Source organism: Pseudoalteromonas sp. S1727 (genome assembly GCF_005886375.1).
In the GTDB taxonomy this organism is placed as follows: Bacteria; Pseudomonadota; Gammaproteobacteria; order Enterobacterales; family Alteromonadaceae; genus Pseudoalteromonas; species Pseudoalteromonas haloplanktis.
This window is the reverse complement of the sequence record NZ_PNDT01000120.1, coordinates 1-15,241: the sequence shown is the minus strand read 5'-3', so window position 1 is coordinate 15,241 and position 15,241 is coordinate 1. Positions and strand designations below refer to the sequence as shown.

14 protein-coding genes are annotated in these 15,241 nt (G+C 37.5%); all 14 read right to left on the bottom strand.

Translation table 11 applies throughout. The annotated features are described in order from the left end of the window. Window positions 1-11: 11 nt before the first annotated feature. The 14 genes from CWB85_RS20050 to CWB85_RS19985 all read right to left on the bottom strand — a co-directional run bounded on the left by CWB85_RS20050 (window position 12) and on the right by CWB85_RS19985 (window position 14,755). Window positions 12-395 carry a four helix bundle protein gene (locus CWB85_RS20050; RefSeq protein WP_138555856.1) on the bottom strand — a complete coding sequence of 128 codons (384 nt, stop codon included), beginning with the start codon at window positions 393-395 and terminating at the stop codon, window positions 12-14. A gap of 77 nt (window positions 396-472) precedes the next feature. Next, window positions 473-1,648, bottom strand: coding sequence for a DegT/DnrJ/EryC1/StrS family aminotransferase (locus CWB85_RS20045; RefSeq protein WP_138555855.1), 1,176 nt, complete (start codon window positions 1,646-1,648; stop codon window positions 473-475). Between the two features lie 40 nt (window positions 1,649-1,688). After that, window positions 1,689-2,315, bottom strand: coding sequence for an acetyltransferase (locus tag CWB85_RS20040; RefSeq protein WP_138555854.1), 627 nt, complete (start codon window positions 2,313-2,315; stop codon window positions 1,689-1,691). Further along, window positions 2,308-2,907: a sugar transferase gene (locus CWB85_RS20035; RefSeq protein WP_138555853.1), complete on the bottom strand. Its 600-nt coding sequence runs from the start codon at window positions 2,905-2,907 to the stop codon at window positions 2,308-2,310. The genes CWB85_RS20040 and CWB85_RS20035 overlap by 8 nt, the downstream gene beginning before the upstream one ends. Further along, window positions 2,900-4,126 carry a glycosyltransferase family 4 protein gene (locus CWB85_RS20030; RefSeq protein WP_138555852.1) on the bottom strand — a complete coding sequence of 409 codons (1,227 nt, stop codon included), beginning with the start codon at window positions 4,124-4,126 and terminating at the stop codon, window positions 2,900-2,902. Before CWB85_RS20030 ends, CWB85_RS20035 begins: the two co-directional genes overlap by 8 nt. A 19-nt stretch (window positions 4,127-4,145) precedes the next feature. Next, window positions 4,146-4,919 carry a glycosyltransferase family 2 protein gene (locus tag CWB85_RS20025; RefSeq protein ID WP_138555851.1) on the bottom strand — a complete coding sequence of 258 codons (774 nt, stop codon included), beginning with the start codon at window positions 4,917-4,919 and terminating at the stop codon, window positions 4,146-4,148. A 57-nt stretch (window positions 4,920-4,976) separates the two neighbouring features. Further along, a complete protein-coding gene (locus CWB85_RS20020; protein WP_138555850.1) occupies window positions 4,977-6,245 on the bottom strand; it encodes a hypothetical protein in 1,269 nt (422 codons plus the stop codon). 104 nt (window positions 6,246-6,349) lie between these two features. Next, on the bottom strand, window positions 6,350-7,228 hold the full coding sequence (locus CWB85_RS20015; protein ID WP_138555849.1) for a glycosyltransferase family 2 protein: 879 nt from the start codon (window positions 7,226-7,228) through the stop codon (window positions 6,350-6,352). Then, on the bottom strand, window positions 7,221-8,378 hold the full coding sequence (locus tag CWB85_RS20010; RefSeq protein ID WP_138555848.1) for a polysaccharide pyruvyl transferase family protein: 1,158 nt from the start codon (window positions 8,376-8,378) through the stop codon (window positions 7,221-7,223). Before CWB85_RS20010 ends, CWB85_RS20015 begins: the two co-directional genes overlap by 8 nt. A gap of 1 nt (window position 8,379) precedes the next feature. Further along, complete coding sequence (locus CWB85_RS20005) at window positions 8,380-9,450, bottom strand: nitroreductase family protein (protein ID WP_138555847.1); 1,071 nt, start codon at window positions 9,448-9,450, stop codon at window positions 8,380-8,382. Then, the gene (locus CWB85_RS20000) at window positions 9,447-10,730 is read right to left on the bottom strand and encodes a flippase (RefSeq protein WP_138555846.1); all 1,284 of its coding nucleotides are present in this window, start codon (window positions 10,728-10,730) and stop codon (window positions 9,447-9,449) included. Before CWB85_RS20000 ends, CWB85_RS20005 begins: the two co-directional genes overlap by 4 nt. 208 nt (window positions 10,731-10,938) lie before the next feature. Beyond that, window positions 10,939-13,179: a polysaccharide biosynthesis tyrosine autokinase gene (locus CWB85_RS19995; RefSeq protein WP_138555845.1), complete on the bottom strand. Its 2,241-nt coding sequence runs from the start codon at window positions 13,177-13,179 to the stop codon at window positions 10,939-10,941. Between the two features lie 14 nt (window positions 13,180-13,193). Then, window positions 13,194-13,628 carry a low molecular weight protein-tyrosine-phosphatase gene (locus CWB85_RS19990; RefSeq protein ID WP_138555844.1) on the bottom strand — a complete coding sequence of 145 codons (435 nt, stop codon included), beginning with the start codon at window positions 13,626-13,628 and terminating at the stop codon, window positions 13,194-13,196. Between the two features lie 8 nt (window positions 13,629-13,636). Further along, complete coding sequence (locus tag CWB85_RS19985; protein WP_138555843.1) at window positions 13,637-14,755, bottom strand: polysaccharide export protein; 1,119 nt, start codon at window positions 14,753-14,755, stop codon at window positions 13,637-13,639. Window positions 14,756-15,241 lie beyond the last annotated feature (486 nt).

Genomic DNA, 15,241 nt, shown 5'->3' with positions numbered 1-15,241 from the left:
GGAGCTAGGAGCTAGGAGCTACCAATATCATAATTAGACTCTTGCTCTTTAACAAAACCCTTTCTGTGTTTAATTAACGCCGCGATCATCGCTGCAACTTCTTTGACTTCAGATATTAGCTTTAATCCATACTCTTTTTCTATAAAGCCAATTTCAATGCCAATATAAAGTTGTGTAACTAACTCACCAGCCGAACCTTTAGCATAATATAAAAATCTAGATTCATCATTCACACTTTCTCGTTCAAGCCCCTCCGCAATATTCGAAGGGACTGAAACAGCTGAACGTGTCACCTGATCTTTAAAGCCGTAATCCTTACAATCTTTAGTAACTTTATAAATATCACAAGCTAAACGAGAAGCTCTTTTCCAAACATCCAGTTTTTCAAATTGCATAAAACGTCCCTCTTTAGTTTCCTAGTCCCTAGTCACTTCCCTAGAGCCTAGTCTTTTCCCTAGCACCTAGTAACCTATTACTTACTCGCCAACCCAAAAACTTCTTTCATTATTTGGGTGGTTTTGGCTATTTCAGTCTCAGTTAAAGTTGGGTGTACTAAAAACATAATTGATGTTTCGCCAAGCTCAACAGCGTTAGGTAGGCGTGTTTCTGGGCGCCATGGGGTGTTGTCGAATGCTTTTTCTAAATACACCTCAGAGCAACTACCTTGGAAACACGGCACGCCGCGCTCTACAATGGTGTTTACTATGCGGTCGCGATCCCAACCTTCGGCTAAGTAGTCTGGTTTAATAAACATGTAGTGTTTATATTCAGCGTGTTCGCTGTAATCAGGAACCTCAACTAAACGAATACAATCAAAGCCATTTGCGGCTTTATCAAGCTCGGCACCATACGCTTGGCGTTTCGCAGTCCAATCGCTCATACGCGTTAATTGAATGCGACCAAGTACGGCTTGCATTTCGGTCATGCGCCAGTTAGTACCAAAGCTTTCGTGTAACCATCTAAACCCTGGTGGGTGTTCGCGGTTATAAATTGCATCAAAGCTTTTACCGTGGTCTTTATAGCTCCACATTGTTGACCACAACTCTTTTGAGTTAGTGGTTACCATGCCGCCTTCGCCGCCAGTGGTCATAATTTTATCTTGGCAGAAACTCCACGCACCTACATGGCCAATACTACCTACAGAACGGCCTTTATACTTAGCGCCATGTGCTTGGGCGCAGTCTTCAATTACATAAAAGCCATGCTGTTTACTAAGCGCCATTATTTCGTCCATTTCAGCTGGCATACCCGCTAAATGCACAACAATAACGGCTTTCGTTTTTGGTGTAAGTACTGCTTTAATAGATTCGGCGGTAATGGCTTGACTGTTTAAGTCAACATCAGCAAATACCGGCGCTGCACCAGCGGTAACAATACTAGAGGCAGATGCTAAAAAAGTCCGTGGCGTAGTTATAACCTCATCACCAGCCCCTACATTTAACGCTTTAAGCGCCACATCCAACGCAAGCGTACCGTTACCAAGCGCTATTGCGTATTCACTATCAGCCCAGGTAGCAAATTCTTTTTCAAACTCACGTCCTTCAGTGCCCGTCCAATAATTAACTTTATTTGATAAAACTACGCGGCTTACAGCGTCAGCTTCTTCATGAGTAAAGCTTGGCCAAGGAGAAAATGGGGTGTTTAACATGATGTTCCTATTATAATTCCATATAGAAATGAAGTTTAATCTAACGCGCTACTGCAGGAGAGCCAAATACAGTAACGTTATTAGGTATATTTTTTACAACGGTACTGCCAGCACCAATCAAGCAATTATCGCCAATAGAGATTAACTGCCTCACTTGGCTACCAATACCAACCCAGCTTTTACTGCCAACAATAACGCCGCCCGCTAAAGCAACATTTGGGCAAATATGGGTAAAATCACCAATATTACAGTCGTGTTCAACAACTGCAGAGGTGTTGATAATACAACCCTGCCCAACTTTAGCAAATGCATTAATAATAGCACCGGCAAAAACCACCGTTCCCTTAGCTAGTGTTGCGTACTGACTTATAATTGCGGTTGGATGAATTAACGTTATGAGGTTAAAATTACTCTGTTGCAATAGCTGTGTTTTTTGCAGGCGAATATCATTATTACCAATAGCTACAACAACATCGGCAGGTACAACACGGGTATTCGTTAACGTAATTAAATCAGCACATGTGCCTTGTATTGGCCAATGTTCAATGTGAGTTTTAGTTGGGTAAGCGTCGTCATAAAATTTAACCGTAAAACCAAGTTGCTCAGCAATATCAGCAATAACCTTACCGTGCCCGCTAGCCCCCACTATTGCTAACTCTTTAGTCATTATTAGAGCCTTTAAATGGCTCAATAGTTACATGCCCGTCAGCACTGATACCTTCACGAACAAACACCTTTTTTACGGTAAGCAATAGTATTTTAAAGTCCAGTAACAAGCTTTGGTTGTCAACATACCACACATCGAGCTTAAATTTTTGTTCCCAACTAATTGCATTACGGCCATTCACTTGCGCCCAACCGGTAATACCTGGGCGTACATTATGACGACGTGCTTGCTCTGCACTGTACAAAGGTAGATACTGTACTAACAACGGTCGCGGTCCTACTAAGCTCATATCGCCTTTTAATACATTAAATAACCCAGGTAGCTCATCTAAACTGGTAGAGCGTAAAAAAGCACCAAACGGGGTCATCCGCTCATCATCTGGCAGTAAATTACCTTGTTTATCTTTACCGTCAAGCATGGTTCTAAATTTCATCATTTTAAAAATTTTACCATTCAAACCAGGTCGGTCTTGGGTAAATAAAATAGGCGAGCCCAATTTAAAACGAATCAGTACAGCAACAACAACTATTACAGGGAGTAAAGTGAGTATTGCACAAAAACTAACAAAAAAATCAAAAGTACGCTTAATCATTGACAGCATCCAAAAGTGTTTTCTCTATTCGTGCGGCCATTATATCCCTTGAGAAATACTCATACGAGAGCACTTTACAACTTTCAATGGCATTAGCGTACTTACTTTCATCGTTTAAAAAACACGAGATACTTTTAGATGCTTTCTCATAATCATTAACATCCAACACTAAACCACAATTATGCTCATTAATGAACTTTTGTTGCCAGCCACCGTAATTAATTGCAATAGGAGTTTGTGATGCTAATGCATCAAACAATTTATTTGCCGAGTTATGCCACATTTCTTTCACTGGGCCAAATAAAGATAACGATAAGTCAGCAGCAGATAGCAAATCAACGATCTCAGTTTTAGGAACTGGTGGTAATATATAAAGATTATTATTTAAAACCTCTGCTTTTTCGGCATCAGCAATTACTTGTTGTTTTTCCATGCCATCACCAATAGCCACAAAGCATAAATTAGGGTCAAGCTTCTGGGCTGCTTTAGCAAGCTCAACGATATAGCCCACCTTATTGATTAAACCGAAAGTACCTGTATAGGTAATCAACTTACGGCCATTCACAAAACCTAGTTTAGTACTTAAGTAGTTACGACCAACACTTTTATCAACATCAAATAAATCAGTGTCGCAGCTATTAGTTGCTAAAGTGACATGCTCAGCGGGAACTCCGTGCCTTGTTATACCCTCACACATCCCTGGGGATAAACCAATAAGGCGCTTGGAATTTTTATAAGTGTATTTTTCTAACCAAGTGGCAAACTTAATAACCAGCTTATTTTTAATAACGCCTGTTGCTACAGGTAACTCAGGCCAAAGATCGCGCACTTCAAAAACCAGCGGCTTTGCTTTAAATTTAGAGTAGATTAGCCCAGGAATAGCAATAGTTAATGGTGTACTGGTGGCAAATACAACGTCAGCCTCGATTTTAAGCGACTTTAATGTAGAGCGAATTGAAAAACTGATAAATTTGAAAATACGCTTAATAAAACTATCTTTATTTGAGTAATCAAGATGCAACACATGCAATTTAATGCCATCAATTTCAACAAAGTTCCAGCCATTCTGTAAATTATAATTATCAGAAAAGTAGGCCGAACTTGTTACAAATGTAACACTGTGGCCATTTTTAACTAAACGTTTCGCCATTTCATATGAGCGAGTTCCCGCATTCGACTCTGGTGTAGCGAAATACTGGTGGAGATATAGAATATCCATTCTTTTTATTGCCCTAGTTTTATGAAAAGAAACCTTTCAGGAGTAATTTTAGGTTTTTCACAAAAGTAAATTCACTCTTAATAGTAAAAGCCCATTTTAATATTAAAATTAGAGCTAAAGGAAAAGAGAAGTTTTTGAGAAAAAAACCTTTCGCTTGTAAGTTTTTTGCGTAATCTACATTACGGTTTTCAGGTAAAGTGGTATGGTAGCAAAGTGTTTGACCACTAAAGTACACATTTGCTCCTTTATCAAAACTATCTAACATAAACTGATTCTCTTCACAGCACGGCAACGCCGTACCCAAACCTAGCTTTTCATTAAACTCTATTTTATTTTCTCTAATGAAGTTAACTCTAGCTATAATTTCTATTGACGAGACTTTTAAAGATAAAAGACGACTAAACTTTGAATACTCAGTATAATTTTTATAATATTTTCCGCGCTCTTCAAGAGAACCAATTCTAATAAGTGCAATATCAGCATCATCAATTAAAAAGGAGTCTAAGAAAGAAAGTAATTGAGTTTCATTTATTAAAAAATCATCATCTTGAAACCAAATCCAATCCGTTTCGGTTTCTTTAATTGCAACATTTCGACTTTTGCTCAAACCTTTATTCATGAGTTTAATAATTTTAATATCATCAGTTACCTTGCTTTCGCATTCATCTTCCAACTGAGACACCACTAAAAAATTAACTCGACCTTTCGTAAGTTCACTTAAATTAGATATTTTTTTTATTACAGTATTGCGCTGTGCTTTAACTGTAGATATAGCAATCGTTAATTTATTCAAGATTCAACACCTTATGTAAAGTAAGAAAACTAAAAGTCATTTAGAGTTATTTATAACTTACCTAAGAACTCTACTTTGCTCTTTGAAAAACTCATAAAAGCAAATCATAAAAAGTATTTTCATCATTGAAACACTATAAAGAACCACATCGCCTTTATATTGATAAACAAAAAACAATACAAAAACTAAAAAAAACAGTGTTCTTTTTCCTTTAAAGTTTGTACAAGCATTAAAAACAAATAGCAATATGATAAAAGAGATATAAATAAACAAAGAGCCAACCAAACCAAAGTTTAACAAAAAGCGCATATATCCAGCATCGGTATCCATATAATAACCGCCATCGACACCACTATACATACCATCCCCAAAAAACAAATTATCCTTCGGTGGATAAAAATACATATTCTGAAGAGCAATGGTTGATGATGTTGAAACTTGTCCTGTCGATAAATAATTATAAACATTTTGAAATGCATAATTCATATATTTAGTTATAATTTCTGCTGTTTTTTCATCAGCGACAATAACTATATACAATAAATAAGTTATCAACACAGAGGTAACCAGATACTTGAGGAAATGAATAAAAGTATTGGCAAAACCATAACTTACAAAATAAAAAACCACCCCCAAAACAAAACCTAAAACAGCAGTTCTCCCAGCAGATAGAGATGCAATTAAGCATAGAAAAAATAATAAATACTTAATTACAAAGTGTAATGACTTTTTTTCAAAAGCAAACCAATAGTGGAGACATAAGCCCAAAAACCCCATAGCAGTCGAAAGGCCAAATGCAATAGAGCCACTTAAACCTAAACCACGAACACCACCATATGTTGCCATTCTCTCTAGCTGAGAGTCATTTCGGATATAAGATTGAATAAAATCTCTAATATCAGGAAAAATAAGCATTAAAAGTATAAAAAAAGTTTGCAATAGAAAGAGGCTTACTAAAATGTCAAAAATTGATTTATTCGGATTCCAAACCAATAAGAGCGAAACTAGAGCCATGATAGATAGGAATGAGAGAAAACCATTAACCCAAGTCGCAAGCATCGAAAAATCATAAGCACCGATAATAATAGTATTAAATGATATATAAAAAATTATAAGAGCGTATAGAGCGGCCAAACATAATATCTGGGCTGTTTTTATAAATCTAAAGAAAACATTCAAAGCTCTTTGATTAAATAGTAGCAATAGAAAAGAAAAGACAAACGATACATGTGAAGAATTAATAAAAGAAAACAATTTAAAAGCAAATATAGAACTAAAAAACAGTGTCACCAATAAAAAATACTTAACATTACAAGATATATTCATACAGTCACTTTATATCTAGAACAAACTTACTAAAAGGAGGAGCTCACTCTATTTTAGGCGAGCATATAACAATATACTTAACTACAAACCCTAAAAAGCACTTATTACAAACCTCTTCTTTCCTTAAGCCGCCTCCAAACACCACCTATTATTGGAATATTTACATTAACATATAACGACAACACTGTTTTATAGTTTGTTCCATTAATATTACTTATTAATTCAACTATAGAAAACGATGATTTCTCTAACTTTTTACGCATCACAAACATGGAGTTAAGATGTTTTCTTGTCATATATTTATTATATTTTCTACAGAACAACTCTAAAGCTAAAAGCCTTTTCTTTGGGTTACCACTAATGCGCTCTGCTTCATGCTCGGTATGCCAAATATACGTTGCATTTGTAATCTTTTTAGCTGGACCAAAATTTAAGACTAAGCGAACCCATGTATCATAATCTTGAAACGCAGGAAAAGATTCATCAAAGCCATTAACCTCACGCATCCTTGAAGTTAATGTGAAAACTTGATTACCCACTTTATTATAATGCAACAAACTATTAAGAGTGATAATCCCGCAATCTAAAGAGTGCTTAATTACACTCCCACCAACATCCTGCAATAAACTCGAAGCGACAAACGCATAACTTTCATCAAATGCATTGAATAAGGTTTCTAAATGATAAGGAAGGAACTCATCATCATCATCTAAACCTGTAATGTACTTGCCTTTAGCAACAGATATTGCATAATTACGTGCTGCACAAGCCCCTTTAGGTTGTTCATGCTTCAAGTAAATAATATTATTATGGCTATTAAGGTAATGTTGAATTACTTCTTTAGTATCATCTTTCGAACCATCATCAACAACTATAATTTCGACATTTTTATAACTTTGGTTAAGCGCTGAGTTGAGCGCTCTTTTCAAGAGCGCTGAGCGATTATGGGTAGGGATATAAACGGATATTAAATCATTACCCATTATTTACTTCGTCCAAAATACTAAAAACATCCTGCCACATCAATTCCGATTCATGCTTATATTTTATTATATTCTTAACATACAACTCATCATCAATTGTTTCTATACTCGCGAGTAATTTGCTTTTAATTTCGTCTTTTTGAATCTTTGGTGAAAGTAAATATTCAGCTCGAGCGTATTCTTCGAATAATTTCTCATATTTATGACTCCAACTAGTGCCCAAGCATGGCACTGACTGAGTTAACCCACTAACACAACCGTGGAAGCGAGAACAAATAATCGCTTTACTTGAACTAATAATGCCTTTAACTTTCAAAGGATCAGCTTCTTTTATTATTTCAAGACCGCCTTCTAATAGCTCTGAAACTTGTGTACATATGTCACCATCCGCATCCCCTTCATGATTAAGTAGCACAGGAGTAAACCCTAATTCCCTGACGACTAATGCTGAGTTTTTCAAAAACTCTATATATGTGTCTTTCCATTGGGAGTTATTGTTTCTTGTACTTATCATATTGCAATTTGGTATTAGTAGCACTTTATCTGAGTAGTAAGTGTAATCATGATCAACAGTCCCCTTTACCAAATTTGTAAAGTCAGGATATAGCTTCACATTAGCATTGCTACTGACCGAGTGAGTCATATTTTCAAAGCTCGCTTGCTCTCTAGCACAGATCAAACTTGCCTCGCTAAACCCCTTACGAACAACTTCACTATAAATATCTTTATTAAAAGGCCCCAAAGCTTGTGGAAGAAAAATATACTTTTTGTTTTTCTGCTTTAGCCTGACAATCTCTTTTGAGGTATTCTTTATTGTTATTAAAGGCCACTGATCTCCATAAGAGAAACCAGAGGCGTCCAAAATCACATCAATATCAGCCTCTGTAACAATCCCAAAAGTGCTCTTTAACCAATTTCTAATAGCTTTTGGTATGAAATACGTTAAGCCATTCAAATCATATGATTTTTTTCTAAAGGAAAATTTTTGATAGCTCCCAACTTTCATCCTATCCTTATAAGATGAATTTCCATTTGGAGCTAAAACGAATATAACTTCTTTATTGTATGCTTCAAGTTGTTGTAAGACAGCATGCAGCATTAATTCAGCGCCTTTATTTACAAACTGAACACCTTTAATTTCTATTATCATTTTATTTAACTACCTTTATTAAATCTGTACAGTCCTTTTTTTGCGAGTATGGTATACCACCTTCAGGGTCAGCATAACCAACAGCTAAGAGCATAATTGTACGTTCATATTTTTTTAAGCCTAATAGTTCATCTAACATTTTTTCCCTTGACTCAATATCAGGCCAATTTATTGCACATGTGCTTAAACCAAGCGTTTCCAGAGCTAACATTAGCTGCATGGTAACTAAAGCTCCATCAATGTATATTACATGTCTATCTCTTTCTGCAGGATAAGATGATAGCTCTCCTACGACAGCAATAATTGTTTTTATATTATGAGAAAAACCTACAGTTCCCATTGCGCAATCTGCCACTTTCTTAACTAAATCTTTATTCGTGACAGTGTGAAACTTAAAAGGCTGACGATTGCATGCAGAGGGTGCTTGAGTCGCTATATTAACAGCTTTCCTGATTAAATTTACATCAACATCCCTATCTTCGTACCAGCGAACCGACCGTCGTTGCTTGAATAACATTTCTAGTTGGTCAAAAGAAATATCTGCTTTTGGTATACTTTTATGAGAATAGGGTATACTTTTTGACTGGTTTAATATTTTACTATCTGAACAAACTCTGTAATACACTTCTCGAGCCGCGTCTATCTCAGGGCTTGAACTTACCACTTCAAAGTATTTGCTTAATACATCAATGAACCAAGTTCTCTCACTTTCTTTAACTGCATCTTGTTCAATCGCCAATTTAAAGGAGCTAACAGTTTCACCTATAAATGCATTACCAAAAACATCCCTTCGTGGCCTCATAATTAAGCCTTTCTCTAGACGGTGAATATTTCTTCGCAATAAAACACAACTATCTTCAATACTCTCTAAAGATTCATAATATTTGATTCGTCCCTTTAATACTGACTGGTGCTCTCTCATAAAACTGCTATTAAAAAGAAAGTAGTATAGCGAAGAAGTAATCTTTGTTTTTGCAAAAATTAATATTGCTAATTGATCAACTTTATCCACTAACTTCTTTATTTTTATCAAGAGTGTGATTGGAGCTATTCTTTTTAAAAAAGTTTTCATAATTTATTCTTCAAGACTCTGTAAGGAAATGTAATTGTATTCGTCATTATTAAGGCCATTGGTATTGTTTTACTGTTAAACCACAGAACTAAATAACTAGATAAGGCGCATGAAATCAAAGTAGCCCAAGCAGCTCCATTGATACCGTACTCAGGAATCCAGATGTAATTTAAATAAACATTAACAATCGCAGCTATTCCATGAGTCAATAAAGAAAACTTTAAGAGTCCCTCCGCAATTAACCATTTGCTAAGAAGTGCTCTTAAAAACATAAATACTCCTGCCCATATATGTATACTCAATACTTGAGAGGCTAAGCTATACTCTTTTCCATACAAGGTACTTATTAACTGTGGCGAGAATAGGGTTATTAGTAAAGCTACTGAAATCCCTAACCAGAATAGAACATCACAAAGACGCTGTAGATTATACCTATATAAACTTGGTGTAGCTTTACTTTTTAATAGCTTGGGATAAAAGGAAGTTACTATCGCAACAGGAAAAAAATACCAAACTTCAGATATTCGAACTGCGACTGAATATATTCCCAAATCTTCACTTCCTAACATTTCACCTATCATTAGCTGGTCAACTTTCAAATATACGATTGCCATAAAGCCTGAAAGTATTAACCATCTAGATTGGGAAAGTAATTCTTTTGCATATTTAAGATCAAACTTAAATACTATCCCATTTTCTTTTTTTATATTAAAAAAGAAAAATAGCCCTCCACCTATCGCTATAGGCTCCAATATAACAAGTATCAAAAAGTATGATAATGGAAGTTCAAAGTATACTGATGTTAACTTTAATAAAGAACTCACTATCAATACTATTATCCTAGTTGTTACAACATATTGTGACTGGACTCTAGATTGAAAGTAAAAATCAAACAGTAATAATGATGAAAAACTCCCGCCTATCGCAGCGAGTACAAGCCAGTTTGAAGTTATCAGTAAATCTGTATTCCATATAAATACTGTAGCTAATACTATAGCTATACAGCCTCCTGAAATCCGTAGTAGCAAAGCAGTGCCAAGAATCAGCCCATCATCTCTGTTACTATTAACTAGTTCTCGAACGATTAATGCATTCAAACCTAATGCAGAAAAAGGTGCTAATATTGCTATAAATGAGATTAAATAGTTTAGCTTCCCAAATTCTGAAGGGGATAAATACCTAGCTAAAATAATTGAAACTAGTAAGCTTAGGCCCATAGTGACTATTTTTTCACTAAACAACCAAGTTATATTGCCTAAAGCTTTTCTTGTTGAAGTCAAGTTAGTTCCTTGCAAATTTATTTTAGAAACACAAAGAAAAGAATATATTACGGAGTATTATTTAAAGTACTTAGGATAAATAGCCCCACAGACTAAAAACTACTCCTATACTCTGCCTTTTAATATTTTGAGTAAACAATTCTTAAGGTATACTTGTAAAAGCCCTAAAACATTCCATTATTAGAGCCTAAAACCCAATATTTACCTTTTATTTGTCTGTTTTATATTCGTAATTATAATAACCGTAGTAACCATATGCGTTGCTGGCTTTTTTAACTACGCCATTAAATACTACGCCTTTAACCTCGGTGCCGTTTTGCTCAAAGCGGTTGCGGGTTAGCTCTATTTCTTTAATATGGTTTTGGCCAAAACGGGCTACCAATAAAGTTGTGCCGGTATGGGCGCTGACAATTGCCGGATCTGTTACCGCTAATATCGGTGGCGTATCAATTATAACTAAATCGTATGCTGCGCTTACCTCAGCTACCAGCTTGCTAAAGTTGCTGTGCATTAATAGCTCTGATGGGTTTGGCGGTATTTGCCCGCGGGTAATTACATTTAGGCCTTCAACCTGAGTTGGCTTAGTAACCTCTGCAAGGTTTAAACGCCCTGATAAATAATCACTTAAACCATCGTCCCACTTTAAGCCGAACTGGGTTTGAAGGTAACCTTTACGCATATCGGCATCGATGATCAGTACTTTTTTACCGCTTTGCGCCAGTACTGCCGCTAAGTTTACTGATATAAACGATTTACCTACACCAGGGCTTGGGCCCGATATTGCAATAAGGTTATTTTTAGCTTCCATCATCGCAAAATGTAGGCTGGTACGTAAGCTACGCAGTGCTTCAACCGATAAGTCAGCCGGGTTATCTAACGCCAAAATTGATTTAGGCTTATTGGTTTTATTTTTCAGCGCTTTACTAAAACCTGTGAGTTTATCTTGATAGTCTGAATACGGCACACTGGCGTAAACAGGTAGGCCAATGGCTTCAATCTCGTTAGGGTCTTCTACCCCTTTGTGCATGGCTTTTTGCACTAATACTATTGCCACTGCCAACATGCCGCCTAGCATAGTGGCCATCACTACAATGAGGGCTTTTTTAGGCTTAACTGGTTTTGAGGTATTTACTTCTGCGTGGTCAATCACTCGTACGTTACCCACAGTACCGGCACGTACAATATCAAGCTCTTGAGTTTTACTCAGTAATAGTGTGTAAATTTGGTTACTTACCTCTACATCGCGCTTTAAGCGTAGTAGCTCTTGTTGGGTCTCTGGTAGGTTACCCACTTCGCCAACGAGCTCTTTTTTCTGATCGTTAACGGCGCTAATTTGCTCAACTAAGCCTTGGTAGCTCGGGTGGTCTTTTTTAAACTTACGGCTCATTTCTAGGCGCTTTAACTCAAGCTCTTGCAGTTTGGTTTCAAGCTTTACTACTTGCTCTAACACCCCTTGGGTTTCAAGGGAAATATTAATTGATTGGCGCTGTATTTGGTAATCATTAAAACGCTGCTCAGCAAACTCAAGTTGCTTTTTAATTTCAGGTAGTTGGACTTCTAAAAACTCTAATGATTTTTGCGCTTCTGCTGAGTTGCGCTCAACATTACGGCGTACATAAATAGAGGCTACTTTATCTAGCACTTTTTCAGCATAGTGTGGTTTTGCACTTTGTAAGCTTAAGTTAATAATGCCGGAGTCTTTACCTTTTTCGCTGGCACCAATCTCTGTTTGTAAATCTAAAATGGTGTTTAAGCGATCTTTACGAGTAAGTGTAAACTCAGTACCGGCACGGGCATTTAAACTACGTACCGTTAAGTTAAATTTACCGTTTGTTAGCTCTTGCCCCACTTTACCCGCTAATATTTGCTCGCCCTCGCCATTTAATAACGCAATGCTATTGTTTGCTTGCGCTACTAATGTAAAGCCCAAACCAATCGCCGAACGGGGTACATCAAACCTAAATACATTGATGCTTTCACCGCCCCATGCATATGAACTTGCACCAAAGCTTGGCTCTGCTAACTCACCCTCGTTCATTGGGGTAAATTTACGATACGCCCGGCTACCTATAAATGGGAATAACTTAGGCTCTGCCACTATATCTAGTTGCAACGTATCAACGGCTTCACCAATCACTGAGCGAGACTTGAGTAGTTCGATCTCTGTTACTGCGGCTGAGGTACTTTCAAACATGCCGGCCATATCGTCAAAACCTGGCACTGAGCCACCGCTTTCTTCCACTTGGATCATCGCGGTAGCTTGGTATATAGGGGTCGAAAACACCGCATAGACCACACCAATCGCCATAAAGAGTGTGGTTAAAGCAATAATAAAATATTTGCGATCTATTAATGCGCCGAGTAGGGCCATTAAATCTATTTCTTGGCTTGCTTGTGTGTCTTGTCTGTTTTGTTTGTTTGCTGCTAACGCAGTGGGCTGAGCATTCATGTACTAGCCTATCCTTATAAATACTTTTGCCAAGCGCTACAGGCGCTGTCGATTAATGCATAAACGTGTTGAAACGCTTCTAAGCTTTGTCGGTATGGATCGGGGATTTCTTTATCACCTAACCATTTCCCTAGTAAAAACGTTTTACCTCGCGCCTCTGGGTAACGGCTGCACAAATCGGTTAAATGGCGGTGTTCCATAACTAAAATAACACTATTTTGTGCCACAAGGCTTGAGGTTAATTGCCGACCTTGGTGTTCGTCCATATTAATACCATGGGGGGCCGCTATTTGCTTTGCTGTAGCATCAGCAGGTTTACCTTCAAGTGCGGTTAACCCCGCTGAAGACACGTTAATGTTTTTACCTGCCAATTTACTTTTTAATACGTACTCTGCTGTTGGGCTGCGGCAAATGTTGCCTGCACACACCACTAAGATAGAATCAAACATCGTAATCCTTAGTTTGTTGCAGCTAGATCATCAATTGAATCAACCGTTGCGATAGACGGTAATAGCAAGCTTATTACACGGTTCCAACGGGCAAGTGGTGCTGAGGTTACATACACGATATCGTGCGGTTGTAATTCAAACTGCTCTGCTAATACTAAAGCAGCCACATTTTTTGCGTGCAATTGGTATACATCAGCAATCACACCGTCGGTTTCAAGGTTGCGCTTGCGCAGGACAAATACCCCATTTGCATCAGCGGTATTTTCGTTTAAGCCACCCGAGTTGCTTAATGCTTCGGCTAGGTTTAGGCCATAGCGGTTAATACCTACAGAGCCTGCCCGTTTAACATCACCTAGTACAAATACATTTTGTAGGTCATTACGATTTACATGCACTATGTCACCGTGTTGTAGTAAACGGTTTTGCGAAATGTCACCGTGCGCATAAAAGTCATCAAGTTTAATCACTTCGGTTTTATCGCCACGGGTAAAGGTAACTGTGCGCCAGTCGGCAGCATCCGTTAAACCACCAGCTTGGTTTAAAGCGTCAATTAAAGTCAGTGGTACTTCGGTTACAGGGTAAACACCTGGTTTAGTTACTTCACCGGTTACGTAGGCTTTTTGGCTTCTAAAACCCACTACTTTAATGTCGATTTGTGGATCTTCAATCACTCGGCTTAGGCGTTTAACGAGTTCAGCATGTACTTGCTGTACGGTTTTACCTGCGGCTTGAATATTTGGTGCGTAGGCGTAAGTAATTGTGCCATCTGCTTGTACACGAAAACCATCAAACTCTGCGGTACGTTGTACTGCAGCGGGTATTGTTAGCTCTGGGTGATCCCATACGCCAATAGTGAGTACGTCACCTACTCCGAGTATATATTCGTAATTTTGGGTGTCTATGCCGTCAAGGCTAGAAGGTGGCTTAACTTTTTTACGTGTTTGCTTTTGCTGATAAATTAAAGATGAATCAATAATTTGAATGTTTACTTTTTCAAGGTCTTGTTCAAGGTTTTTTGTTTGTTCACCCGATTCGATTCCTTCGAAATGGCTACCGGGGATGATTGTACAACCTGTCATTGTTAGCAACGTTAGTGATGCTACAAGTGTTTTACAGCTTAGCGCCATTGTTTATTCCCAAAATAATATTAAATTCTAAAACTTTCAGCTTATTTTAAATAAATTGCTGTTATTTTTTTGCTGGCTAATTAAAGCATGGCTACCCTTGCTTCGCAAGGTTGGCTGCACGTTTAGTGTGCAAGCGGTTAACTTTTTTGTAATCTTGGTTAAAGTTTCGGGCTTCGGGCTTCGGGCTTATCAAGCATTCTTGATTGTTTTTATTTACTTGCCAAATATTTTCCCATTTAAGCACGGCGCGTCTTAACCTTTTGTGAATAAGTCATTTAAGAACCATTTGCACAAAGAGAAGTGTATGAGAAAAGCCACGGGCTGCGGGTAACGAGTTTCTGGCTACGAATCCTAGCTCCTAACCTTTAATGGTTGTAGGAGAGCGCTTTAGCGCCGATGAGCTTTAACACATAACCAAAAACAATCACGGCTAAAGCCTGTTCCCACAAAAGCCAAAACACCTAGCCCCTAGTCACTTACCTAGAA